Raw genomic sequence first — 22824 nt, 5'->3', positions numbered from 1 at the left:
CCGGTCGCCAGGAGACAGACATGGCACGCAAGATCACATTTTCTCAGGCAATCAACGAAGCACTGAGTCAGGAAATGGCCCGCGATGAAACCGTCATCGTGATGGGCGAGGACAACGCGGGCGGCGCAGGCTCGCCCGGCGAACAGGATGCGTGGGGCGGCGTACTCGGCGTCACGAAAGGCCTGTTTCACAAGTATCCGGGCCGCGTGCTCGATACGCCGCTTTCCGAAGGCGGCTATATCGGCGCGGCGGTGGGCGCGGCCGCGTGCGGCATGCGGCCGGTGGCCGAGTTGATGTTCATCGATTTCATGGGGGTGTGCTTCGACCAGATTTTCAATCAGGCCGCCAAGTTCCGCTACATGTTCGGCGGCAAGGCGGTGACGCCGGTCGTGATACGTGCAATGCAGGGCGCTGGTTTGCGCGCGGCCGCCCAGCACTCGCAGATGCTGACCTCGCTGTTTACGCACATACCCGGACTGAAAGTGGTGTGTCCGTCCACACCGTACGACGCGAAAGGGCTGCTGATCCAGGCGATTCGTGACAACGACCCGGTGATTTTCTGCGAGCACAAGCTGCTATACAGCCGCGAAGGCGACGTGCCCGAAGAGTCGTATGCGATTCCGTTCGGCGAGGCGAACATCGTACGGGACGGGGACGACGCCACGATCGTCACGTACGGCCGCATGGTGCATTACGCCACCGAGGCCGCGGAAAAACTCGCGAAAGACGGCATAGAGGTCGAGGTGATCGATCTGCGCACCACCTCGCCGTTGGACGAAGAGACCATTCTCGAAAGCGCGAGGCGCACTGGCCGCGTCGTGGTCGTGGACGAAGCGAATCCGCGCTGCTCGATGGCTACGGATATCTCCGCACTCATAGCACAACGCGCATTTCACTCGCTGAAGGCGCCGATCGAAATGGTGACCGCGCCGCATACGCCCACGCCGTTCGCCGGTGTGCTCGAAGATATGTATATCCCGTCGGCCAGGCAGATCGCTGACGCCGTGTTGAAAGTGAGAGGTTAAGCGATGCCGATCCATATGATTACGATGCCCAAGTGGGGCCTTTCGATGGAGCAGGGGCAGGTCAACGGCTGGCTCAAGGCGATCGGCGACAAGGTCACCAAAGGCGAGGAAATACTCGACGTGGAGACGGACAAGATTTCGTCCGGCGTCGAGTGCGCGTTCGACGGCATCTTGCGGCGGCAGATCGCGCAGGAGGGCGACACGCTGCCGATCGGCGCGTTGCTTGCCGTGGTAGCCGACGCGGAGGCGGCGGATGCGGAGATCGACGCGGCGGTCGAAGCATTTCAGCGCGACTTCGTGCCGGCGAGCGCCGAGGCCGGCGAATCCGGACCCCAGCCGGAAAAAGCGCAGATCGGCGGGCGCACCGTGCGCTATCTGAAACTGGGCGATGGCGGCACGCCCGCGTTGCTGATTCACGGCTTTGGCGGCGACCTCAACAACTGGCTTTTCAATCATGCCGATCTCGCCGCGCATCGCACCGTGTGGGCGCTGGATTTGCCCGGCCACGGCGAATCCGGCAAAGCGGTCGAGACCGGCAGTGCGGAAGAACTGGCGGATAGCGTAATCGCGTTCATGGACGACCGCGGTATCGGCAACGCTCATCTGGTCGGTCATTCGATGGGCGCGCTGGTGGCCATGACGGTGGCCGCCAGAGCGCCTGCGCGCGTCGCGTCGCTTTCGCTGATCGCGGGCGCGGGGCTCGGCAATGAAATCAATGGCGGGTACATCAGCGGATTCACGGAGGGCAGCAATCGCAACGCGCTCAAGCCGCACCTGGCGAAGCTGTTTGCCGACCCCACGCTCGTGACGCGCCAACTCGTGGAGGACATCGTCAAGTACAAGCGGCTCGAAGGCGTGCAGGACACGCTACGCAAGATTGCCGCGTCTGCTTTCGATGGCGACGCCCAACGCGCGGGCTATCGCGACCGGCTTGCGGAGTTGGTTCCTCGCGCATTGGTGATCTGGGGTGCTCAGGATCAGATCATTCCGGCTTCGCATGCACAGGAACTCCAGGGCGATATCCGCGTTCATGTGCTCGAAGGAAAGGGGCATATGGTGCAGATGGAGGCGGCCTCGGAGGTGAACCGCCTGCTCAACGACTTCCTGGGGCGTTGAGATGGACGCCGCCCTGCATGGCGATAGCGTCACTGCACTTGGCCAGCACGGCAAGCGCAGTGGCGACAAACTCGCGCGGATTCCGGTGAAGATCGTGCCGCTCGCCGGCGGCGAAGCCTTGCCGAAGCCGCCGTGGCTGCATGCGCGGCCCATGATGAGCGAGACGGTTGCCGGCGTGGCGGCGATTCTGCGCGAGCATCGATTGCATTCGGTGTGCGAGGAGGCGATGTGCCCGAACATCGGCGAATGTTTTGCACAGCGCACCGCCACGTTCATGATCATGGGCGGCATCTGTACGCGGCGTTGTGCGTTCTGCGACGTCGCGCACGGCCGGCCGGAGCCATTGGACGATGGCGAGCCGCGCAGGCTCGCCGAAGCCGTGGCGGCGCTCGGTCTTCGCTATGTGGTGGTGACCTCGGTGGATCGTGACGATTTGCGCGACGGCGGCGCCGCGCATTTCGCAAGTTGCATCGCGTTGCTGCGCGAGCGTGTACCGGGCATCCGGGTCGAAGTGCTGACGCCGGATTTTCGGGGGCGCGTGGAGCGGGCCTTGTCCGAACTCTCGCAGGCGTGGCCCGACGTGCTCAATCACAACATCGAAACGGTGCCGTCGCTGTATCGGGCCGCGCGTGCCGGCGCGGACTATCGCGGCTCGCTCGCGTTGCTCGCGCGCGTCAAGCAGGCGAATGGGGCCGTATTGACGAAGTCGGGATTGATGGTCGGACTTGGCGAGTCCGACCAGGAATTAATCGACACCATGCGCGATTTGCGCGCGCATGATGTCGATATCCTCACCATCGGCCAGTATCTTGCGCCGTCGCGCTTTCATATGCCGGTGCGTCGATACGTCGAGCCGGGACAGTTTGCTTCGTGGCGCGACGAGGGTTTGAAAATGGGCTTTCGCGAGGTGGTTGCGGGGCCGCTCGTGCGTTCGTCGTATCACGCGGATCATGCCGCCGATGTGGTGACGGCCGCAGGCCGGAGGAACGGTCACGGGTGAAGTCCGTTGGTGTCTACGGGTTTTCCCGGGTCATTGCCATGTCGATATTGCTGGCGCCGGTTCGTCGTAGGAGTATGTCCAACTCTTTAGTGAAAGGCGAACACACCATGACTACCGGAACCGTCAACCTTCATCGGATCCTGCGCGCTACTCCCGAACGCGTGTACCGGGCATTCCTCGAAGCCGATGCGCTGGCAAAATGGCTTCCTCCTTACGGATTTACCTGTCAGGTTCACCACATGGACGCGCGGGTGGGCGGTACGTTCAAGATGTCCTTTCGTAACTTCGGCACCGGCAACGGTCACTCGTTCGGCGGCGAATACCTCGAGCTGGTGCCGTCCGAGAAGATCCGCTATACGGACCGGTTCGACGATCCGAACCTGCCCGGCCAGATGATCACCACCATTTCACTGCGGCAGGTGTCTTGCGGGACCGAACTCGCCGTCGTGCAGGAGGGCGTGCCCGAGGTCATTCCTGTCGAGATGTGCTACCTCGGCTGGCAAGAGTCGCTGGTTCAACTGGCCAAGCTGGTCGAGCCCGAGATTCCAGGTTGACTGCGCAGGCATGGGCGTGGGCGCGGTGCTGTCCTTCATACCGCGATTCACTGCTTATGCCGAACCGCGGTCTATGAGGTGCTTACACGCGCGTTCCGGCCGGCGCATGCTGTCCAATTGGATAGATGCGCCGTAGGGCTGGCAAAGGCATTCGTATTTCGAAGCACATCGGGCCCAAGAGCGCGGCAAAGCCAATAGCTAACAATTTTGCAATTGGACGTTATACGGTTGGCAAAGGTCAAATCAAGATGCTATTTGCGTAATTCACCCGTGCGCAGGCGCCTTTTAACACGTAATAAAACGGAAAGCTAAAGCTATTTGGGTCAATTCCCGGAAGCTCAATCCGAGCGAACCGCCAGAGCCCTTGTGCCGGCTTCGGAATAGCGCGGTGAGTCACGCCCGCATTCGTAGACCCAGCGCGGCTGAGCGTCGCTATTGCGTAGCGGACTAATTCGCGCTATAGCAATCATCTTCCTGTCCACAGTAGCGGCCATTGAGAAAGACGGCTCGTCAACACTCCAATTCCAGCACGTGTAGGCGCTCGTAAGGCAAACTTGCCGACGTGCTTCCCCGCTAATTTGGCGTGGTTCAGAATTAACCGTTGTTGGTGTTACACTGCGACTCGCCGGAGGCCAGCTTCTGGCAAAGGGTTTTATTGTTGCCCGCGCAACACTGGTTTGATCCACGTCCACGGCTCGTATCCCATGTCGTAAGTGCGGCAGCCAATCACTGGACTTCATCCAACACCCAACTGCGTTTTCCAGATTCCTCAGGTTCTTATACCGTGTACTCTCAAACGCAAATCGATCCGGTAGTCAGCTTCCGCAACTCGCAACGCGAGCACGTGCGTGGGACGATCATTAACCTCCAGAGAAAGTCTTTGGTGATGGAGGTCTATAACCCCTACTCGATCGTGCAGGTCAGCGAGGTGTTAAGCGAGCTGAGCGTGCGGATGGGTAGCAAGAACGCCTATCTGGGCAAGGCCGTGGTCGTCAGTCTGGTGAACACCGGCCTCACGGCGGTGGTATCGCTGGCGCTGATCGACGAATGGCGCGAGCTGAGCGTCCTGTCCAATGAACCCAGGTCGGTCGGGCGAGAAGCCGAACTCTTTATCAGCGACTGGGATGCGCGCTTCAATATCCGGCGCGGCTACCAGATCGTGGTCAACGAGATGCGCGCGTTCCTCTCGGAAGTGTCGCGCTGGGTCGAGCAGGTCGATCTCACCGAGAGCCTGCCAAAGACCGACGGCAGGCTGCGCGAGGATCTGTTCTACGAACTCGCCACGCCGATCATGCACAAGGTCAAGTCGTACCTCGTGCGGCTCGAAGAAGAGGCCGGACTCGTCGACGTAGACAGTGCCCCCGTGCATCGTACGTACGCGCAAGCGGCACTGCATCCGTTGCTGCTGCGAGCCCCTTTCGTTTACCGGACGTTTACGAAGCCGCTGGGCTATGCCGGCGACTACGAGATGGTCAACCAGATCCTGAACGATCCGCAACAGGGACCGACCACCTACTTCCAGATCGTCAATACGGCTTTCCTCAAGGCCGCCGTGGCGACCGCGCACCGGAACCGGATCACGCTGCTGATCGACTTTCTGACGCGTCAGGCCGAAGCGGCGCGCGTTGCCGGCAGACCGTTCCGGATACTCAACGTTGGCTGCGGACCGGCTTTCGAGATCCAGCGCTTCGTGCGCGAATACGCGCGTCCCGATCTGCTGTCGTTCCAGTTAGTGGACTTCAGCGAGGAAACACTGGCTTTCACGAAGGCCGCCATCGAAAGCGCGGCGGCCGAGGCCGGAAAAACGGTTTCGGTGGAGACGGTGCATCAATCGGTGCACGATTTGCTGAAACGCAAAATTACACCCGATGCGTCTCTGCGGGAATTCGACGCCGTGTACTGTGCGGGCCTGTTCGACTATCTATCGGACAAGGTGTGCGCGCGCCTGTTGAGTTATTTCGCTGCGCGTACGCGACCTGGCGGGCAACTGCTGGTCACCAACGTCCACTCGGCGAACCCCGAGAAGTTCGGCATGGAGCATCTGCTCGAGTGGTATCTGATCTATCGGGACGAGAGCGGCATGCGCTCGCTGCTGCCCGCACAGTCCACCGAACAGAAGCTCTACGTCGACGAGACCGGGGTGAATGTGTTCGCTGAAGCCACGATCCTCTGACACGTCAGCAGACACCCATCCATGAGTATCAGTCAACTGCACACAGGCTATCAGACCGAGCTGGCGGACTTCCGCGTGACGTTCAGCCGCGGCGGCGCGTATACGGCCATTGTGCTCGTCCTGCTGGGCGTGGGGCTGGATCACGCGCAGTATCCGCAACTGCAGACGTCGTTCGCCGCCGCGCGTCTGCTCGTCTCGCTGCTGATCGGTGGCATCGTGATCATGCTGGGCACCGCATGGGGCCGACGCATGTCCCCATGGTTGACGCTCTCCTGGCTGCTGCTGCCGCAGGCCATGATTTCGTGGATGATCTGGCAGACCGACGGTGTTCAGTCGCCCTACTATATGGGTCTGAATCTTGCCATCTTCGCTTCCGGTATCGCATTACCATTCGGGCTGTGGCAGAACCTGGTTTTCGGGGTGCTGTCCTGCGTCCTGTACCTGCTTGCCTGCCTGCTGCCTCCGCATGGCGCCGTGCTGGTCGGCACGATGACCGTCAACGTACTGCTTCTTCTGTTCGCCGCTGCCGCCAGTGCTGTCTACACTTTCTTCAATGAGCGGGTGCGCTTCATGTTGTTCCGCCTGAAGACCGAAGTGTCGGAAAAGAATGCCCAACTCGAAGAGACCAACAGCAAGTTGCTCGACATCAAAGGCCAACTGCTGCAGCAGGAAAAAATGGCGGCAGTCGGTACGCTGGCCGCGGGCCTGTTGCATGAAGTCAACAACCCGGTGAATTTTTGCCTGATGGCGATCGAGGTCGCGTTGGAGGAGCCCGTGACCAAAACGGAACCGACGCTGCAGGAATGCCTTGTCGACGCGAGGCAGGGCATGCAGCGGATCCAGCACATCGTGTCGGACCTCAAGACCTTCGCTTACCGCCGGCCCGGCGCCGAGGCGGAGGCGGGCACGCCTTTCCTGTTCGAAAAGGCACTCGATTCGGCAATTCGGCTCATCGCGCATGAATTGCGCGGTGTAGCCGTGACGCGTGACCTTCCCGCGGATACGCTCGTGCTGGGCGACGAAGCGGCCATTATCGGCGTGTTGATCAACCTGCTTTCCAATTCAGTGCTGGCCATGCGCAATGCGGGCACCGCCGGGCCGACGATTCACATCTCGGTGAAGTGGTCGGAGCAACGCCTGCATGTGACGGTGCGGGACAACGGGCCGGGTATCGCGGATGAGCATCTGGCGCGCGTGTTCGAGCCGTTCTTCACCACGCGTGATGTCGGGCAGGGCCTGGGCCTGGGTCTGTCGATCAGTTATGCCGTTATCGAACGCCATGGCGGCCTGCTGTACGCTGAGAGCGAACTGGGAAGTTGGGCATCGTTCAGTTTCGATCTGTCGCGCGCCCCGTGAGAACCCCATGAACGACATCAGGCAGACGCAGCCCACTATTCTCTACGTCGACGACGAAGAGTTGGCGGGCAAATATTTCGCACGCGCGGTCGATGCGGATTATGAGGTCCTGCTCGCGAAAAGCAGTGACGAAGCAATTGCGATCCTGCAACAGGACAACGCCCGCATTGCCGTGCTGGTGACGGATTTCCGCATGCCTGGCCGCGATGGCGGCGACCTGTTGCGACAGGTGGCGCAGGAATACCCGCACATCGTTCGTATTCTGGTCACCGCTTACGCAGACGTGGACGTGCTGCTACAAACGGTGAATACCGGCGAGGTTTTCCGCATCCTCGAAAAACCGCTTAAGCCCGCTTCCGTGCGCGAGACGCTGCAAATGGCGATCGAGCGCTATCGCGAGCGCGCCATTCAGAACCAGCGGTTGATGGCGATAGACGAGACGCTCGCCTTTCTGGCGCACGAACTGAACACGCCGCTCGCTTCCATCGCGTTGAACGCGAGCAGCATCGAAAATCGCGACGACAGGGAGCACGATTCGCCGCTCGAGATCACCGGGGCCGTTAGAGCGATGCGCGAGAGCGCACAATACTGCATTGCGGTGGTCTCGTCCTTCTGGCGATCGGTTCACAATGGGCACCGGAAAATGGCGGAGGGCGATGCCCGCACCGAGATCACGGCACATGGACTGATCTCGGCTTTGCTCGACACCTATCCGTTTGCGGCGGCGCAGCGGTCGTGGGTGCAGGTTGAGATCATCGGCGACTTTCCCGTCGTGACGCAGCCCAATTGCGTGGCGCTCGTGCTCTCTTCGCTATTGTCGAATGCGCTGCGCGCGCTGGCGGATGTGCCTTCTCCGTCGGTGCGCTTTACCGTGACAGCAGAGCACGGCCCCGGCATTCGCATTAGCGACAACGGGCCAGGAATTCCGCCCGAGATAAAGGCCCGCCTGTTGACGGACCCGATTACAACGCACGCGAAATCCGGCGGGAACGGCTTGGGCCTGATTCTGTGCAATCGCGTCATGCAGTCCTGTGGCGGCGGACTCCAGATCGAGTCCACGTCGGGGGTTGGCACCACCGTCATGCTGGATTTCCCCCCTATCAAAGGTCAAACGCACAGGAGTTGTTGATGAACGAAGCGAAAGCCACACAGGAGTCGTCGGCGGCGATCATCTTCGTCGATGACGAGGCCACGGCCGTGAAATACTTCCAGCGTGCCATCGGAAGCCTGGCGCCAGTCCTGACTGGCAACTCGGTGGAAGAGGGCAAAGCGCTACTGGACGCACATGGTGACACGGTGGGAGTCCTTGTCTCCGACCAGCGCATGCCGGGCGAGTTCGGCAACGAGTTGCTCCGCTATGCAAGCGAGCGCTATCCGCATGTCGTGCGGATACTGACTACCGCTTATTCGGAGATCGACCAGACTGTTGCCGCCGTCAACCTCGGTCATATCCACCGCTACATCAAAAAGCCGTGGGACATTGCAGCGTTGCGTATGGAACTGAAGCAGGCGCTCGAACTGTCCGAACTGCGCAAGGAGCGGGACCATTTGCTGCGCGAGAAACTCGGCGTGCTGCAAAAGCAGACTCTCGCCACGCGGATCGGTCTGATTCGTGCGCTGTCCGCCACGCTGATCGGGCCCGAGCGCTTCCAACCGGTGGAGACGTACCTCGCGGCCGCACTGCTCGCCGACGTGCACAATGCCGAGCCGGACTGGCTGTTGCTGGACTACTCGGATCTGGTCGCGGCCGAAAGTAGCCGGAGCGGGGCGTTTGGCAACATGGTGTCGGCGAAGCTCGCGGAGTTGCGTAACCGACGTGCCGTTTCTGGCGGTGGCGACGCTGTGGCGGCGCTGGCTGACACGTTGGAGGAGGCGGGCATCAGGGTCAGGCGCGAAGCGGATGCTCTGGTGTGGGACGAGCTTGCGGCGCTTACCGAATTTCTGGGAGAACCGGCAAACCAGGCCGTATCGAGCCGGCACGCTGCATGGTTGGCAAGCCTGCTTTGGCTGGACGCGAACGACCTCGCGCTCCAGCCGGTACGTGAAGGCAACGCCGTCGCGTTTCGGCCTACCCAATATAAAACAGAGTTTTCTGCCGATCGCCTCGCGACGTGGATCGAGCAGTTCTGAGCGCCGCTGCGGGTGGGAGTGGGAGTGGCGTTGTTCGTCCATTGCTGACAGTGGCGCCCACCTCGGGCAGACCATTCCGATATGTGTGGGCGAGAAGTCGTGAATCAGCCGGCGGCGCGCTAATGCCAAAAGAGACTCAATGGCGACGCTGCTCTTCCGTTTGGCTCACGCAAATAAATACAAGTAAATCGCGGCGATGCCAGTAGACCATTTAGCGACGCAAAGCAAAGCGGATATCGAGCCTAAAGTCCGCCATAGAAAAGCCGAGATCACGCAAGGAACAGGGAGAGGATTGCCGCACACGCGAAATAAGCGTGATTTGATGGTCATTGCTTAAAACGTAACGCATCCGATTGATTCAACAGCCTGCTGGATGGTGATTGAGGTTGCGGGAACTCGCCGAGTCCATTTTCCCCGCGAATCAGCTCTCAGACTTGAAATACCTTCGGCATGACTGAAGCACATATGAGCCGAGTGCGCCGTCCCGGTGAACGCGCCGTTTTCTAGTTCAATGACTTCGCCCGGATCCATGCGGTACATTGCATGCGGTACATTGAATACCTAGCGCGTATTCATTCGCCACACGGAGAGAACCCCGCATGCGATCTTCGGCTCAAACCCAATGTAGCGTTGCGCCGGTCTGTGTGGCCCAGTTTCTCTTCGTTTTTTCCGTTGTCACCAGCGCGGCCCCTGCCGTTGCGCAGTCCACCCGGGACCTCATCGGCGCTGCACGTCTCGGTTCGGGGTATTCGCAAATCGTCAATTTGAGCGCGACCCCGGACATCAGCTCCGCGCACCTCGACATTTCGGACGGTGCCGTGCCGCAATCGCTTACTGTCACCCGAATCCCCTACGAGGGCAGTCTGCTCACTTTTTCCGATCGCAACAGTATTGGCTGGCGAGTGTCCGGTGGTTACTTTCATGAAAAAGCTGATTTCATGATCAATGCGCCAAACGGCGCGGCAGGGAGCATCGTAAGCAGGTGGTCGGCCTTCAGCGCGACGGGCGGTCTGTTCCTGAAAAGCAAACTCGGCTATGGGTTTACATTCGAGCCCGGCCTCGACCTCAGCGTCGCCAGGCTGCTCAATGACGCTTCGTATGCAGGCGCGGCCACTAGCTTGAAACCCGCTACCGACGGACCCCTGCTTAACTGGCACGAAAATGCATGGCTGATCACGCCGAATGCAGCGCTCGAATGGACGGCGAATATAGCGCAGGCACAGACGCTGACTATTCGCGGGCATATTGCATGGTCGTGGGTCTCCAGCTTTGACGAGTCGGATCCTTTACTCCGGTTCAGGGAAACAGCGGGTTCATGGTCGATACAGTCGTCTTACTCGGGGCCGACGGGTGCCCGGCTATTTGCGCGCCCGCTGAATTACGTTGTCAATGCGGGATATGGCGGATTTTTCGGACCCAATTACGGCGCGCTGGGTTTTTCAACACTAGCCAACGTCGGGGGCGGATTTGAAGTTCCTCTTTCGAGCCAGGACGCACAGTCGAAACGCCTGCGAGTTGGCGCAGCCTATGTGTTTGGTCACCACGTTAAAGGATGGGCAGTCAGCTTGGGTCTCGCATATTGATCGTTGGACGGACCTTCGTGGCGAGTGTGCTGCATGTCCGCCACGTCAGGGACGAATTGCAAGGCGGTTGCATCCGCGCACGCTGGTGGCCGGAACGATAATTCGTGAGGCGCGGGTTTGGTCCGCGGGTTTGGCCCCATTGTCAGGCCCATCCGTTCCGCCTCTACAATCAGCCCTCGTCGCCGCGCCGTTCAGGAGTCGATGGAACACGGCATGGACCACTCACTTGCAATTCAAGGGAGCCAAAAGAATGAAGTTACTTTTGCGGTTCTTTACGATCGTTCATGGGCTGATGGCGGCTCTCTTCACCTGCGCGGCGCTGATGTTGATTGCGATTGCCGCTCGCGTCGGATTGAGTGCATTTGCGAGTCAATGGGACGAGGCAAGCGCGCTATCCGTCATTGAAGCTTTGGGGCTGCTGGCTGGGGCCGTTGTCGCCTTGCAGATCGCCGAGACGATCGTAGAGGAAGAGGTCATACGCGAGGCCGACGTGAGCGCGCCGACGCGGGTACGGCGTTTCATGTCGCGATTCCTGGTGGTTGTCGTCGTCGCGCTTGCCATTGAAGGGCTCGTGGCAACGTTCAAAGCGCTGCACCAGGATCCCTCGCAGCTTCGGTATGCGGCCTGGCTGATTGCTTCGACAGCCTTGCTGCTTGCGTCATGGGGCGTGTTCGTCCACCTGAATCGGTCGGCGGAAGAGTTGGAGCCGGAGGCCATGGCGGAGGCTAAACGTGAAGACAAGAAAGTGTGATGGCGTTGTGGCGGATGTGCTGCGCGGATAGCTGGCGTGACATGTAGCGGTTGATCCGTATGGAAAAGCTTCGTCAGGATGAGGCTGGTTTGTCGGGTGAGGGTGCTGGGCAGTGCGGTAGCGATCGGCCATGAGGGGTCGTTCGACATCAGGCCCAAGATCGCTAACAATCGATCAGTTCCTCGCCCGGCTCACGTTCATCGAGCCGCAAATTAACCGATTTTCAACTGTGACCATCAACGCAAGCGGCAGAACTTGCTAAATTCAGTTCAGGGATCCGGCGACGTCTGTACTACTCACGCGATACGGTGAGCGTGATGACGTGATTTAAAGCAACCGGTACGCCAGTCGCGCGGCCGCTTTCGCGGTGCGCCTGTCCTGATCGAACGTGGGGTTGTACTCCGCGATATCCGCCGCGCGCAGCTTGCCCGAAGCCCGCACGCGCAGCACCATCGCTTCGATCACCGACAGCGGTACGCCCAGCGCAGCGGGCGCCGACACACCCGGCGCCGTGGCGGCCGGCAAGACGTCGAGATCGATCGTCAGATAGACGTCGTCCGCCGCGTCCAGCAACTTCTGAAGCTCTTTCAGACGCTGCGGCAGTTGCGTTTCCTGCATATCGACGTCGAACACGTAGTGCACGCCGAGTCGCTCCGCATGCGCGAACAGCGAAGCTGTATTGCTGAGATCGCTGATGCCGAAGCACGCATAGTTGAACGGCACCCCTCGTTGCTCACAGTCAAGCGCGATCTGATCGAACGGCGTGCCGGAATTCGCGGGACGCTTCTGACGCAGATCGAAGTGAGCGTCGAAGTTGATGATCAGCAGCTTGCGCGATATGAGCAGCGTGGCCTCATTCTCGGCTTCACTCTGCTGATGCAGCCGCAAACCGCTATACGTGCCCCACGCGACCTCATGACCGCCGCCAAACACCAGCGGGCGTCCGCCGCCCGCCAGCACCTCACTGACCACGTGGGCCAGTTCCGCCTGCGCGGCTTCGAGGTCGCCGTCGTCGCACACCACGTCGCCTGCGTCGGCAAGTGCCGCGATCGCCGTTTTGGCTGGCAAGCCGGCCAGCGCACGGCGCAATTCGATGGGCGCATGCGCTGCGCCGATCCGGCCTTGATTGCGGCGCACGCCTTCATCGGAGCAGAAGCCTACGATTACCGGCGCATCGCGCTGCACCTGCACCGCGCTGCCGAACGGCGTCACCTGATTGAAAACACGCCGCGTGTCGCCGGGCTCGCCGTCGTCGGAACGGCCCGCCCACACCTTGTCGTTGAATGGAACTCTCATGCGCGTGACAACACCGCCTGCAGGAATGCGCGTGTGCGCGGCTGTGAGGGCGCAGAGAAAATCTCCGCGGGCGGCCCCGCTTCGACGATCACGCCGCCATCCATGACTACGACCACATCGGCTACTTCCTTCGCGAAGCCCATTTCGTGTGTGACCACCACCATCGTCATGCCTTCGCTCGCGAGCAGCTTCATCACTTGCAGCACTTCGCCGACCAGTTCGGGATCGAGGGCGGATGTCGGCTCGTCGAACAGCATCACCCGCGGCTGCATTGCTAGCGCGCGAGCAATCGCAACCCGTTGCTTCTGACCGCCCGACAGACTCGCCGGCATCACATGCGCCTTGTGCGCGAGCCCGACTTTCTCCAGCAACGCCATCGCAGCCGATTCGGCCTGCGCCTTGCTGGCGCCACGCAACATGCGCGGCCCCACGGTGATGTTATGCAGCACCGACAGGTGCGGAAACAGATTGAACGACTGAAACACCATGCCGACTTCGGTGCGCAGCGCATTGAGCGAACGCTCCTTGAGCATCTCGCCCTGGTCGACTAGCCGATGCCCACATATGTCGATCGTGCCGCCTTCTGCTTGTTCGAGTCCATTACAGCAGCGTAGAAATGTACTCTTGCCCGAGCCGCTCGGCCCGATCACCACCACGACCTGCTGCGGTTGAATATCGAAATCGATGCCGTTGAGCACGGTATGCGAGCCGAACGATTTCGTCAGACCGCGAATGCTGACGATAGGCTCATTGACTTTGGCCACGGTATTCATTGCACCATTCCTCCCACACGCAAACGACGTTCGACGCGATGCAGCGCGTAATTGGTCGCCTGCGTCAACACGAGGTACACCAGCGCGATGGCGAGATACACTTCGAGCGAACGATAGGACACGCTGATGATCTTCTGGCCTTCATGCATCAGATCGTCGATCGTCAGCAGCGACACCAGCGCCGAATTCTTGATCAACGCGATGAATTCGTTGCCAAGCGGCGGGATCATCCGCACGATAGCCTGCGGCAGAATGATCGCGCGCATCGCCTGCCCCGACGACATCCCAATCGAACGCGCCGCTTCCATCTGGCCGCGATCGACGGACTGAATTGCGCCGCGCACGATCTCCGATACGTAAGCCGCCGAATACAGGCCGAGCCCCAGCATGCCGCACAAAAACGCCGGCAGCAGAATGCCGAATTGCGGTAGGCCGAAGAACAGCAGGAAGAGTTGCACAAGCAACGGCGTGCCGCGGAAGAACGTCAGGTACGCGGTGCAGAAGCCGTACACGATGCGCCGCTGCGGCGTCAGGCGGCCGATGCCGATCAACAGGCCAAGTACGCAACTGAGCGCGAGCGACGCGGCGGTCACTTCGACCGTCACCAGCGCGCCGTGCATGATGTCCGGCCAACCGGCAATCACTGGCGAGAAGTCAAGTTCCATTTCGTTTGCCCGGCCGTTTATTGCGCACTCGCGCCGAACCACTTCTTGACGATCGCCGCATACGTGCCGTCAGCCTTGATCTTGGCGAGCGCGGTGTTGAAGGAGGTCTTCAATTGCGGCTCGTCTTTGCGCACGGCGATGCCGTAGGCTTCGGTGGTCAGCGTTTTGTCGAGTACGCGGAAGCCGGTACGCGTTTTCGCGACTTGATACGCGGCCGGCTTACCCGTCACAGCAGCGTCGGCACGACCGATCCCCACCAGGTCGAACATTTCCTGGTTCTTCTCGACCTCGACGCGATTGATCTGCGGAAAGTTATCGCGCAGGAAGCTCACCGACTTCGTGCCTACCTGGACCGAGACTTTCTTGCCGTTCAGATCGGTCACCGTCTTGATCGGTGAATCGCTCTTGACCAGCACGGCCAGACCGCCCGCGTAGTACGAATCGGTGAAGTCGACCACTTTCGCGCGCTCGTCGGTAATGTAGATGCCAGAAATCGCAGCGTCGAAGCGATGCGCGATCAAACCTGGAATCAGACCTTTGAAGTCAATGTCGGTCCATTGCACGCGTTTACCCATCGCTTTCGCGAGCGCATTCATGAGGTCGACGTCGAAGCCGGTGCGCGCGCCGTTCTCGGTGTACTCCATCGGCGGGAAAGTGGCGTCGGTGGCGACGTTCAGCACATCCGGCGTTTGTGCTGATGCCGCGCCGGAAAATCCGCCCAACGTCACGGCGAACGTGACGCATGCGAGGGACAACAGTCGTTGCAGCTTCATGGGGTAGGCTCCTTGTGGTTCTTTCAAGTCATGCGGTTAATTCGGATCCCGAATTGCAGGATGAAATTGAAAAGCTTCGTCCCGTTACTCGGTTTGCATATGCTCGGAAATGGCGCGGGCCGTACGTAGCGTCCCGTCGATGAATTGGCTTTCTCGTCCGATGGCGCGCGTTGATGGCGCCATCAACGTGATCGACGCGCTGCTGCCGGCGCCGCGTCCACTGTGATGAAAGATCGGGGCGCTGACGCCCCACACGCCGGGGTCGACTTCGCTGTCGCTAACGGCGTAGCCCTGGGCTCGAATCTGTTGAAGCTCTGCTTCGATCGCGGCACGGCCGACGGGGTCGTTGTCGAACACACTGTCGAGCACTTCGGCGCGCGCCCTGTCGGCCATGAATGCCAATAGGGATTTCGCCGAGGCGCCCGCCTTGAGCGGCACGGCGCGGCCTTTCTCGAACGAGCAGCGCAACGAATGCTGGCTGTCGACCATCTCAAGGCACATCACCTGATGCCTGACCGCGACCACCAGTCCAATGCTTTCCTGCGACACGCGCGCGAGCTGCTGCATCTCACTGCGGCTCGCTTCGACGAGCAGCGAATTCACATCGAAGCCAAGCGCGAGTTGCAAGCTGATCGGACCGGGCGCGTAGTATCCGGCGTTTTCGGCGACAAAACCCCAACGCTTGAGCAGCGCGATCTGACGGTACAGCGTGCTTTGCGCAAGCCCGGTCACGGCTAGCAGATCTTTGACCGACATCGCCTTGCCATGACTGGCGAGCGCGGCCAGCACCAGCAACACCCGTTCGGCCCCTGTCACACCCTGTTCCACGTTCACGATCACGCCACCCACAAACCATCAAGAACTCAGAATGCCAGACGATTCTCGGATTTCAAAAAACATATTCCCATTAGATGGGAATAAAAGGGGAGGGATTTCCCGAGGAAGGGGCGTCGGCGGCGCGAGTTAGTTCTGGCGCGGGAGTTGCCGTGGCGTTGAAAAGGAAACGATAGAGAACGGGCCGGGTTATTTCCCGAACTCTTTTTCCACCGAGGCAGCTATCCGGCGCGCCCGGCTTTGATCGGCTTCTAAGCCTCGAGGACATCGTACCAACACGGGATACGCAAGCGGACCGCATGTGTCGCGATCTAACCCACAGCGCCAGACGAAGAGTTGGGTCCGAACCACCGACCGCAGCGCGCACCTCTGTCTACCTTTCGCACTAGTCGCCATTGAAAATTCAATATTTTCAAGTGGTTGTGTGATCGCTTGGCGAGGTGCCACCGGATGGCACGCCCTTTGCCTTAATCCTCATCAAGGAGTGCCGACACCCTCAAAGTCACTCTGACATCCTGACTGACTAACTTACGCTTGGAGAATTGAAATGAACACGCTAGTAATCAAGGACCTCCCCGTCGCCGTTGAGATGGATCGTACTGCTATGACCGCCGTCAGCGGCGGCAGGTTGCCGCAGCAGATCGTGAACATCATCCAGGCCGTTTCCGACTACGCAAATGACGCTCCTACGCAGCACAGTTTTACTGGCAGTGGGGCTTCTGTGACGTACTAACAGAAACACGGTGATTTCGTATCTCAAGGCCCCCGCCAACGAGGGGCCTCCTTGAATTCGCTTCCGGTGACTTTAACTGCGCTGCACCGATACCGATCGTTCAGCCTCAACTCGACGGCGTGTCGTGAGCGTGAGCATTCTTTCTGAGGGCCATTGCGAGCGTTTCCTCGTCCACGATCGATGAGGTAACCGGGCTTGCGATTCCTCACCACGCGTGCACCTCAGCGGAACCTCGGACCGAGGTCTATTTTTTACGCAGACGTTCACTCACGAGGCGAGCAATGGCCGCCGGCGCCTGCTCCGGTATGGCGAAAACCGAGCTGATGTTGATCTCGCAGAGCACGTAAGTATCCTCGCCCGATTCGGTGCGCGGCCCATACAGAAAGTCGGCATCCCAGATAATCGGCAGCGAAGCGCTATCGATGTTCAGGAGTTCCATCATTTGCGGCGTCCATTCGAGTTCCATTTTCGCTCTGAGGGCCTGGAAGGGTTCGGCCGAGGCAGGGTACATGATACGTGGCCCGGGCTGCGCAGCGTCGGAGTCGGGGCCTTCCGGCGGCGGCGGTATCAGTGCCTTGATCAACTGGTGTCCAAACCCGACAACCCTGTCGGTTCCCATGTAGCAGCGAATCATGCCGTCGGGCAGGCGGGACTGAAAGGGTTGGTCAACAATGCAGCCATCGGGCGTGAGGTATGCCTCGCAGCGCGCCATGAAATCGTGAAGCGTCGTCTCTTCAGGCATGCTTCCTCGGAGTGCGTGCAGAACTCGAACCACTACGGTGTCGCTGCCCATCGGCGAGATTTGCTCGACTTTCCAGACCCCTTGACCTCCATTGCCCCTGTTTTGTTTGAGCACGCGCGGTCCTGCCGATTGCAGCCGGAACGGGAACTCGGACTGAAACGCGGATTTGCCTGGATATAGATGGGTATCCGTTCCCCAGCCGAGATGCTTGGTGCGATGTAGAACTTCCTTGACGCCCATCTTCAGGATAACGTCAGGGTGGGCGCTGACCCAGGGTCCGCGCGACGCCACCTCTCGCAACATCGCATCGAGAACGACTCGAGTCTGTCCGTCGTGAATCGGATCGACCCATACCAGTACTCCATCGACATTCAGGAGTTGCTCACGCACTTCGTCTACCATCTCATCGGAATAGACGGCGGGTTCCGCCTGGATGCCGATCGCCGTCAGTTCTTCGAAGATGCGATAAAAGCGATTATTCCCCGGTGTCGCACTTTTACGCGTCTCAAGATCGCCGCGCCACAATACGGCCACCCTGTCCGTTTCAGTTTGACTCATCTCATCCTCCAGCGACTCGGCCAACTGACGAAGTGTTTAACCGCCCCGTGTGGGCCACGACTGCCTCAGCCTTGCGGTGCCATGATGCGCAACGTCGCCTGTCCCTGAACATCCTTGAGCGGGAAGTAGGCACGATGCGTCGACTCATCCACCGCGACGACATGCGCGTTAGGGCCGACGCGGCCGTCGCCGATCTTCGACACGTTTCCGGCGTCGGCTTTGAACAGCGACACGATGCCGGCTTCGCCCGCGACGTAGAGCAGATGCAGTTGTGGGTCGAAGGCCAGGACGTCCGGATCTTGACCAACGCCGAGGGACGACGTGACTCGCATCGTGCGCATGTCGAGCACAAGCAGCTTGTTATTGCCTTCACACGCGATAAAAGCCAGCCGCTGTTGGGGTTCTATCAGTAACCCGTGATTGCCCTGCGCGCCTGCCAGATCGATCCGTGTGATGATCCGGTCCGTGGCGGGATCGATTTCGAGTAGTTGGCGCCGGGATTGCACATTCTCAAAGATATGTCGGGAAACCGGATCGTATTGGGTATTGCCGACTTCACCGCCGAGCGGGATCGTTGCAAACCGCGTGTTAGAGCGAACGTCGATCACCGTCTCGGTGTCGCCCGTTTCGTCGGATACATAGAGCTTGTGCGCATCGGGCGCGTAGGCCATGCCGTCCGGGTAGCTGCCACCCGGCATGCGAGCGACGATCTTTAGTGTGGCTTCATCGATCGCGACAATCTCATTTGAACCGGTGGCCGACGCATACACGTGTGACAGTGCTGGAATCGCTAAAACACCATGCACTGAGGCCACGTCCGGAATCCGGGCAATCACACGCGCTGCACGCGTGTCGAACACGACCACCTCGCCGTCGCCCAGATGGGCAATGAATAGCAGGTGGCGCTCCTGGTCAAGGCTTGCGTAGTCGAGACGGGTCGGCTGTCCGCCAAGCGGCACGTCGGAGAGATGTTTTAACGGCAGGCTGCCCGTTTTAAGACCGTCGTCCGCCCCTGAGGCAGAGAACACCGCGCCTCCCAGCGCGGCAGCGATAGCGCACGCGGCAGCAAGCAGCCAACGAGCTTCAGGCCGATTCCAAAGTGCGTTCATGATGCGAGTTTTCATCCGTGTGTCCTGTTGCATCAAACGTGTCTGTGCATTTCAACGACTGGAATCGGACTTCCCGGCTCCGCTGGATTTCCTTGAAACCCGGTGATCAACCGACCATGAGCCGCTGCTGGCGCCCAGCAACTCGCTAAGGAGCAGCACTATGCCGAAATACATTGCGCCATAGCCCCAGTCGCCGTGAGGCACGATGACGCTGCTCACCGCATCCCGCAGCGAGGTCAATGAGTTCGCGGAATTGGCCACTGCCCGCACGGCGAAGATGGCGACGATCGGATACCCCGCCAGCCTTGTTCCCAGTCCGGCAATGAAACTCAATCCCGCGAGAATCTCGATCGCGCGAAGGATCGTGCCGATGGCAACGGTGCCGAATGACAACAAGCTTGCCCGTCGCGGGATGGTAACCAACGACACCCCAGCCGGAGGCTTCTACAGCAATCGTCGCGGCAACCAGTTGTGCCTTGAACTTCGCATAGGAACCGGAATTTCTGTCTATGATCTTTGCCAGGTTGCCCTTCGGCTCACCACCTTTCCCCGAGATGCTGGTCCAGTAAATGGTGTGCAGCCCCGGCTCTTCTGCGGCGCGTACGGTTTGTGCCTGGGTCAGCATGATTCCCGCGTCGAGCGCAGCGGAGTCTTGCAGGAAGGTACGCCGTGTTGCCATGATGACGAGCCTCGTAGGATGCGCGCACGCGGCTGCCTTCAGAAGGCGTGCTAATGGATAAGCGGATAGACAGCCAGACCAAACAGGGCGGCCACAACGACAATGACCGGCTCCTGCAGCTTCCTGAAACGCCAGAGCAGCAAGAGCGTCACAAGAGCAAGCACAACAGTCGGCCAGTCGACGATCGAGCGCCGCGCGATGACAATGACTGAGCCCGTGATCGCGCCCACGGCCGCCGCCGTAATGCCGTCGACGAACGCCTTGACGGCCGGTAACTTGCCGTACTTTTTGAAGTACGGCGCGGGCAGCACCGTGAACAGATAGCAAGGCAGGAAAGTCCCGAGTGCGGCGATGCAGGCGCCCGGGAATCCGGCGACGAGATAACCGATGAAGCCAACCGTAATCACGACTGGCCCCGGCGTGATCATCGCGACGGCCACCGCATCGACAAACTGTTTGTCATTGAGCCAGTGATGTTCGGTCACGACACCGCCGTAGAGGAAGGGTACGATTGCGAGTCCCGAGCCGAACACGAACGCGCCGGCCTTGGCGAAGAACAGACCGATCTGACCGAGCAGCGGCAGGTCAAGACCACTCAGGACACCGCTCGCACCCGGCGCCTGCGTTACGGCAAGCGCGTTCAATCCGCCCTTGCCAAGCCATTGCGGGGGAGCACGCCGGAACCAGTTGAGCAGCCCGCCTCCGATGAACAGCCATGCGATCTCGGATTCAGTGACCACGGTGACGACAGCGAGTGTCAGGAATATCGCCCACAGCAGTCTGTCTTTGCCGATGGTCTTCCTGGTCAGCCTGTACGCGCTCATCGCGATGATTCCGACCACCGCGGCGCCTACGCCATAGAAGACAGCCTGCATCCAGGAGAGTCCGCCAAACTGCGCGTAGGCCCAGCCAAGCGCTACAACCATCAGGAACGACGGCAGGACGAACGCGATACCGGCCACGGTTGCGCCGACGACGCGGTAATGCACGTAGCCGAGGTAGATACCAAGTTGTGCGGCGAGAGGCCCTGGCATCATTTGAGCCAGCGCCAGCCCCTCCTTGTAGTCCTGTTCGCTGATCCAGCCCCGGCGCTCGACGAGGTCGCGGTGCATATAGCCGACCAGCGCCACCGGACCGCCAAAACCGAAGGTGCCGAGCCGCAGCATGTAAAGGACCATCTGGCCGAGCGTGTAGCCGGGCGCGGGCGCTGTCGTGGTGTTCATCATCGGCCCTCAGCGCTGCTAATTTTCTTGCTCGTTGCGAAGTGCGCGTAGATCGAATCGAGTACGTGCCCCATCTCGTCGAGCAGTCGGTCGTCGTCCAACGCGCGCTGCCGTGCGCCGGCCATCACCGCTTCGAAGCCGATCGCCTCGGGCACCGGTGCGCCGCCGACATCCAATGCGTGCACCATCTCACCGAGCCGCAGCAGCGCGGGGTCGTCGTCGAGACCAAAACTCACGAGCAGCACCTCGAACGTCACGCGCTCACCCACGTGCGTAAAGGCGGCGCCGTCGAAGTCGAAGCCGAGCGCGTCCGTCGGGCAGGCCTCCGGCGACACGAGCCACAGGAAGCGCGCCTGAGGATCGATGAAGCGACGGATCAGCCATGCGCTCGCGACGCGGTCGACCCATAGCCGTTGCCGGGTTGCCCACGTGCGGGCCTGATACTCGTCGCGCCGTAATGGCTGGATGGCCCGCTCGGCCGCATGCGGCTCACCCGGCGACAGGACTGTATCCGCGAGCGCTACGAAGTCTTCCCAGGCGATTTCAGCGTCGGTCGACGCGGCGCCCGGGAAGTAGTCGATCGTCCGGATCGCGTCATAGTCCTTGCGCAGGCGACGTAGAAGGCGGGTGATCTCCGCTGGTGCCTGGCCTCCCAGCGTTTTCCGCGCGGCTCCCAGTGACGCGACAAACATACCGTAATCGTCGTTCCGATCGAACAGTGCGCGGAAGTCCACTTCCTGCGACGGGTGCAGGCTTTGTGCCCGCAGCAGATGGGCGGTGCCGCCGGCTTCGTCGATGCTGCCGGCGAGCTCGCGCAGCATGTCTTCGCGCTCTGCGGTATGCGGCAGCAGGTAGATGCCGTCGCGCAGGACGGCGCACCCCTTCGCTTTCAGCGCCCGCCACGCCCGCATGCGCGCGGTGGCGTTCTCGGTGGGAAAGGTCAGGACCAGTACGGCCCAGGTGGTCAAGGTGGTCATGTAAAGTAAACTACGCGCATGTAGCGTCCTTTACAAATTTTTTATTTTGACTTCGGCGGAGCCGTATTGGCCAGTATGGAATTGAATTCTGGTGTCAGGCGCACGAAACAAGAACTCCCTCGCGGCCTCAGTGGATGTGGCGGTGATGAATATCGGGGAAATGCGCGTGCGTATGGGTAACAGGCGTGTGTCGGTGGAAATCGAAGAGCCGGGCAATGTCTCTCTGACTGACAGCGTCTCCCGTCATCGACCGTTCCGCCTCAACGACGGCGTGTTGTGAGTGTGAGCATTCTTTCCGTGGTCCATTGCGACCGTTTCCTTGTTCACGATCGATGAGGTGATCGGCCTTTCGGTTCCTCACCAGGCGTGCTCAACTTTTCTCCTCGCAAGACAAGTGGCATCAGGCGCCTTTGTCCACCAAAATTCCGAACAGAGCGTGAACGAGGGGAATGACGTGGGACGGGTCACCAGGATTCCTTTTATCGCGGCGCTAATCGTATTGACAGCTTGCCTCGTAGTTGGGACGCGGACATTCGTATGGCACGGCATCGATTACGAATTTGCTCCGAAATGGATAAACCTTCAGCACTGAGCACCTTTTTTCGACGGTTGGCCAGCTTGCGGCGGTATTGGTTGCTGCGTTTGCCAGCCTGTCAGGAATTTCCGTGTCAATTGACGCTGAATGGCAACGCCAGCATTGTCTTGGTCGCACTCGCTGCGGTTCCAGTCATTGCGGGCGGCGTCCAGCGATACACCACGATGCTTGAGTCGTTA

General features: G+C 60.4%; 22 protein-coding genes and 1 pseudogene. 12 read left to right on the top strand and 11 right to left on the bottom strand.

Going from position 1 to position 22824, the window contains the following annotated elements; translation table 11 throughout:
- Window positions 1-20: 20 nt before the first annotated feature.
- The 10 genes from P0D71_RS12835 (at window position 21) to P0D71_RS12790 (ending at window position 11688) form a co-directional block, all read left to right on the top strand.
- A complete protein-coding gene (locus P0D71_RS12835; RefSeq protein ID WP_091803674.1) occupies window positions 21-1025 on the top strand; it encodes an alpha-ketoacid dehydrogenase subunit beta in 1005 nt (334 codons plus the stop codon).
- A 3-nt stretch (window positions 1026-1028) separates the two neighbouring features.
- Window positions 1029-2141 carry an acetoin dehydrogenase dihydrolipoyllysine-residue acetyltransferase subunit gene (locus tag P0D71_RS12830; RefSeq protein ID WP_408480318.1) on the top strand — a complete coding sequence of 371 codons (1113 nt, stop codon included), beginning with the start codon at window positions 1029-1031 and terminating at the stop codon, window positions 2139-2141.
- Between the two features lies 1 nt (window position 2142).
- Window positions 2143-3141 (top strand): lipoyl synthase, encoded by a 999-nt coding sequence (gene lipA / locus P0D71_RS12825; protein ID WP_091803668.1) that lies wholly within the window; start codon window positions 2143-2145, stop codon window positions 3139-3141.
- 107 nt (window positions 3142-3248) lie between these two features.
- The gene (locus P0D71_RS12820; protein WP_091803666.1) at window positions 3249-3695 is read left to right on the top strand and encodes an SRPBCC family protein; all 447 of its coding nucleotides are present in this window, start codon (window positions 3249-3251) and stop codon (window positions 3693-3695) included.
- Between the two features lie 784 nt (window positions 3696-4479).
- A complete protein-coding gene (locus P0D71_RS12815) occupies window positions 4480-5868 on the top strand; it encodes a class I SAM-dependent methyltransferase (protein ID WP_091803662.1) in 1389 nt (462 codons plus the stop codon).
- 21 nt (window positions 5869-5889) lie between these two features.
- Entirely contained in the window at window positions 5890-7224 is a 1335-nt protein-coding gene (locus P0D71_RS12810) for a sensor histidine kinase (RefSeq protein WP_091803660.1), read from the top strand.
- A gap of 7 nt (window positions 7225-7231) precedes the next feature.
- Window positions 7232-8353 carry an ATP-binding protein gene (locus P0D71_RS12805; RefSeq protein WP_408186425.1) on the top strand — a complete coding sequence of 374 codons (1122 nt, stop codon included), beginning with the start codon at window positions 7232-7234 and terminating at the stop codon, window positions 8351-8353.
- Window positions 8353-9354, top strand: a complete 1002-nt coding sequence (locus P0D71_RS12800) for a response regulator (RefSeq protein ID WP_408302249.1) — start codon at window positions 8353-8355, stop codon at window positions 9352-9354. Before P0D71_RS12805 ends, P0D71_RS12800 begins: the two co-directional genes overlap by 1 nt.
- Before the next feature lie 599 nt (window positions 9355-9953).
- The gene (locus P0D71_RS12795; protein ID WP_408302247.1) at window positions 9954-10937 is read left to right on the top strand and encodes a Solitary outer membrane autotransporter beta-barrel domain; all 984 of its coding nucleotides are present in this window, start codon (window positions 9954-9956) and stop codon (window positions 10935-10937) included.
- Between the two features lie 250 nt (window positions 10938-11187).
- Window positions 11188-11688: a hypothetical protein gene (locus P0D71_RS12790; protein WP_091803649.1), complete on the top strand. Its 501-nt coding sequence runs from the start codon at window positions 11188-11190 to the stop codon at window positions 11686-11688.
- Window positions 11689-12015: 327 nt separating this feature from the next.
- Here P0D71_RS12790 and hutG read toward each other — a convergent pair whose 3' ends face one another.
- From hutG to P0D71_RS12765, 5 genes are all read right to left on the bottom strand, one after another.
- Window positions 12016-12984 carry a formimidoylglutamase gene (gene hutG / locus P0D71_RS12785; protein ID WP_408480315.1) on the bottom strand — a complete coding sequence of 323 codons (969 nt, stop codon included), beginning with the start codon at window positions 12982-12984 and terminating at the stop codon, window positions 12016-12018.
- Window positions 12981-13757, bottom strand: a complete 777-nt coding sequence (locus P0D71_RS12780) for an amino acid ABC transporter ATP-binding protein (protein WP_408188030.1) — start codon at window positions 13755-13757, stop codon at window positions 12981-12983. Before P0D71_RS12780 ends, hutG begins: the two co-directional genes overlap by 4 nt.
- Entirely contained in the window at window positions 13754-14422 is a 669-nt protein-coding gene (locus tag P0D71_RS12775) for an amino acid ABC transporter permease (protein WP_408302243.1), read from the bottom strand. The genes P0D71_RS12780 and P0D71_RS12775 overlap by 4 nt, the downstream gene beginning before the upstream one ends.
- A gap of 17 nt (window positions 14423-14439) precedes the next feature.
- Window positions 14440-15195 (bottom strand): transporter substrate-binding domain-containing protein, encoded by a 756-nt coding sequence (locus P0D71_RS12770; protein WP_091803640.1) that lies wholly within the window; start codon window positions 15193-15195, stop codon window positions 14440-14442.
- Window positions 15196-15279: 84 nt separating this feature from the next.
- Window positions 15280-16029 carry an IclR family transcriptional regulator gene (locus tag P0D71_RS12765; RefSeq protein ID WP_091808898.1) on the bottom strand — a complete coding sequence of 250 codons (750 nt, stop codon included), beginning with the start codon at window positions 16027-16029 and terminating at the stop codon, window positions 15280-15282.
- Window positions 16030-16576: 547 nt separating this feature from the next.
- Between P0D71_RS12765 and P0D71_RS12760 the strand changes: the two genes are divergently transcribed.
- Window positions 16577-16762: a hypothetical protein gene (locus P0D71_RS12760; RefSeq protein ID WP_047897880.1), complete on the top strand. Its 186-nt coding sequence runs from the start codon at window positions 16577-16579 to the stop codon at window positions 16760-16762.
- A gap of 244 nt (window positions 16763-17006) precedes the next feature.
- On the opposite strand, the gene P0D71_RS12755 is transcribed toward P0D71_RS12760, so the two are convergent.
- The 6 genes and pseudogenes from P0D71_RS12755 to P0D71_RS12730 all read right to left on the bottom strand — a co-directional run bounded on the left by P0D71_RS12755 (window position 17007) and on the right by P0D71_RS12730 (window position 22050).
- Entirely contained in the window at window positions 17007-18062 is a 1056-nt protein-coding gene (locus P0D71_RS12755) for a Cj0069 family protein (protein ID WP_408480313.1), read from the bottom strand.
- Window positions 18063-18127: 65 nt separating this feature from the next.
- A complete protein-coding gene (locus P0D71_RS12750; protein ID WP_408480496.1) occupies window positions 18128-19171 on the bottom strand; it encodes a YncE family protein in 1044 nt (347 codons plus the stop codon).
- A 51-nt stretch (window positions 19172-19222) separates the two neighbouring features.
- Complete coding sequence (locus P0D71_RS12745; protein ID WP_408480516.1) at window positions 19223-19594, bottom strand: DoxX family protein; 372 nt, start codon at window positions 19592-19594, stop codon at window positions 19223-19225.
- Window positions 19595-19601: 7 nt separating this feature from the next.
- A pseudogene (locus P0D71_RS12740) lies at window positions 19602-19796 on the bottom strand (hypothetical protein); the annotation flags it as partial.
- Window positions 19797-19900: 104 nt separating this feature from the next.
- Window positions 19901-21073 carry a chromate transporter gene (locus P0D71_RS12735; protein WP_408480494.1) on the bottom strand — a complete coding sequence of 391 codons (1173 nt, stop codon included), beginning with the start codon at window positions 21071-21073 and terminating at the stop codon, window positions 19901-19903.
- Window positions 21073-22050, bottom strand: coding sequence for a chromate resistance protein ChrB domain-containing protein (locus P0D71_RS12730; protein ID WP_408480311.1), 978 nt, complete (start codon window positions 22048-22050; stop codon window positions 21073-21075). Before P0D71_RS12730 ends, P0D71_RS12735 begins: the two co-directional genes overlap by 1 nt.
- A 570-nt stretch (window positions 22051-22620) precedes the next feature.
- Between P0D71_RS12730 and P0D71_RS12725 the strand changes: the two genes are divergently transcribed.
- Window positions 22621-22824 (top strand): hypothetical protein (locus P0D71_RS12725; protein ID WP_408480309.1); only part of this gene is annotated, 204 nt, incomplete at its 3' end.

It is taken from the genome of Paraburkholderia sp. RL17-383-BIF-A, from assembly GCF_046028015.1.
In the GTDB taxonomy this organism is placed as follows: domain Bacteria; phylum Pseudomonadota; class Gammaproteobacteria; order Burkholderiales; family Burkholderiaceae; genus Paraburkholderia.
The sequence above is the reverse complement of the archived record's forward strand: the minus strand, read 5'-3'. Positions and strand labels throughout refer to the sequence as shown.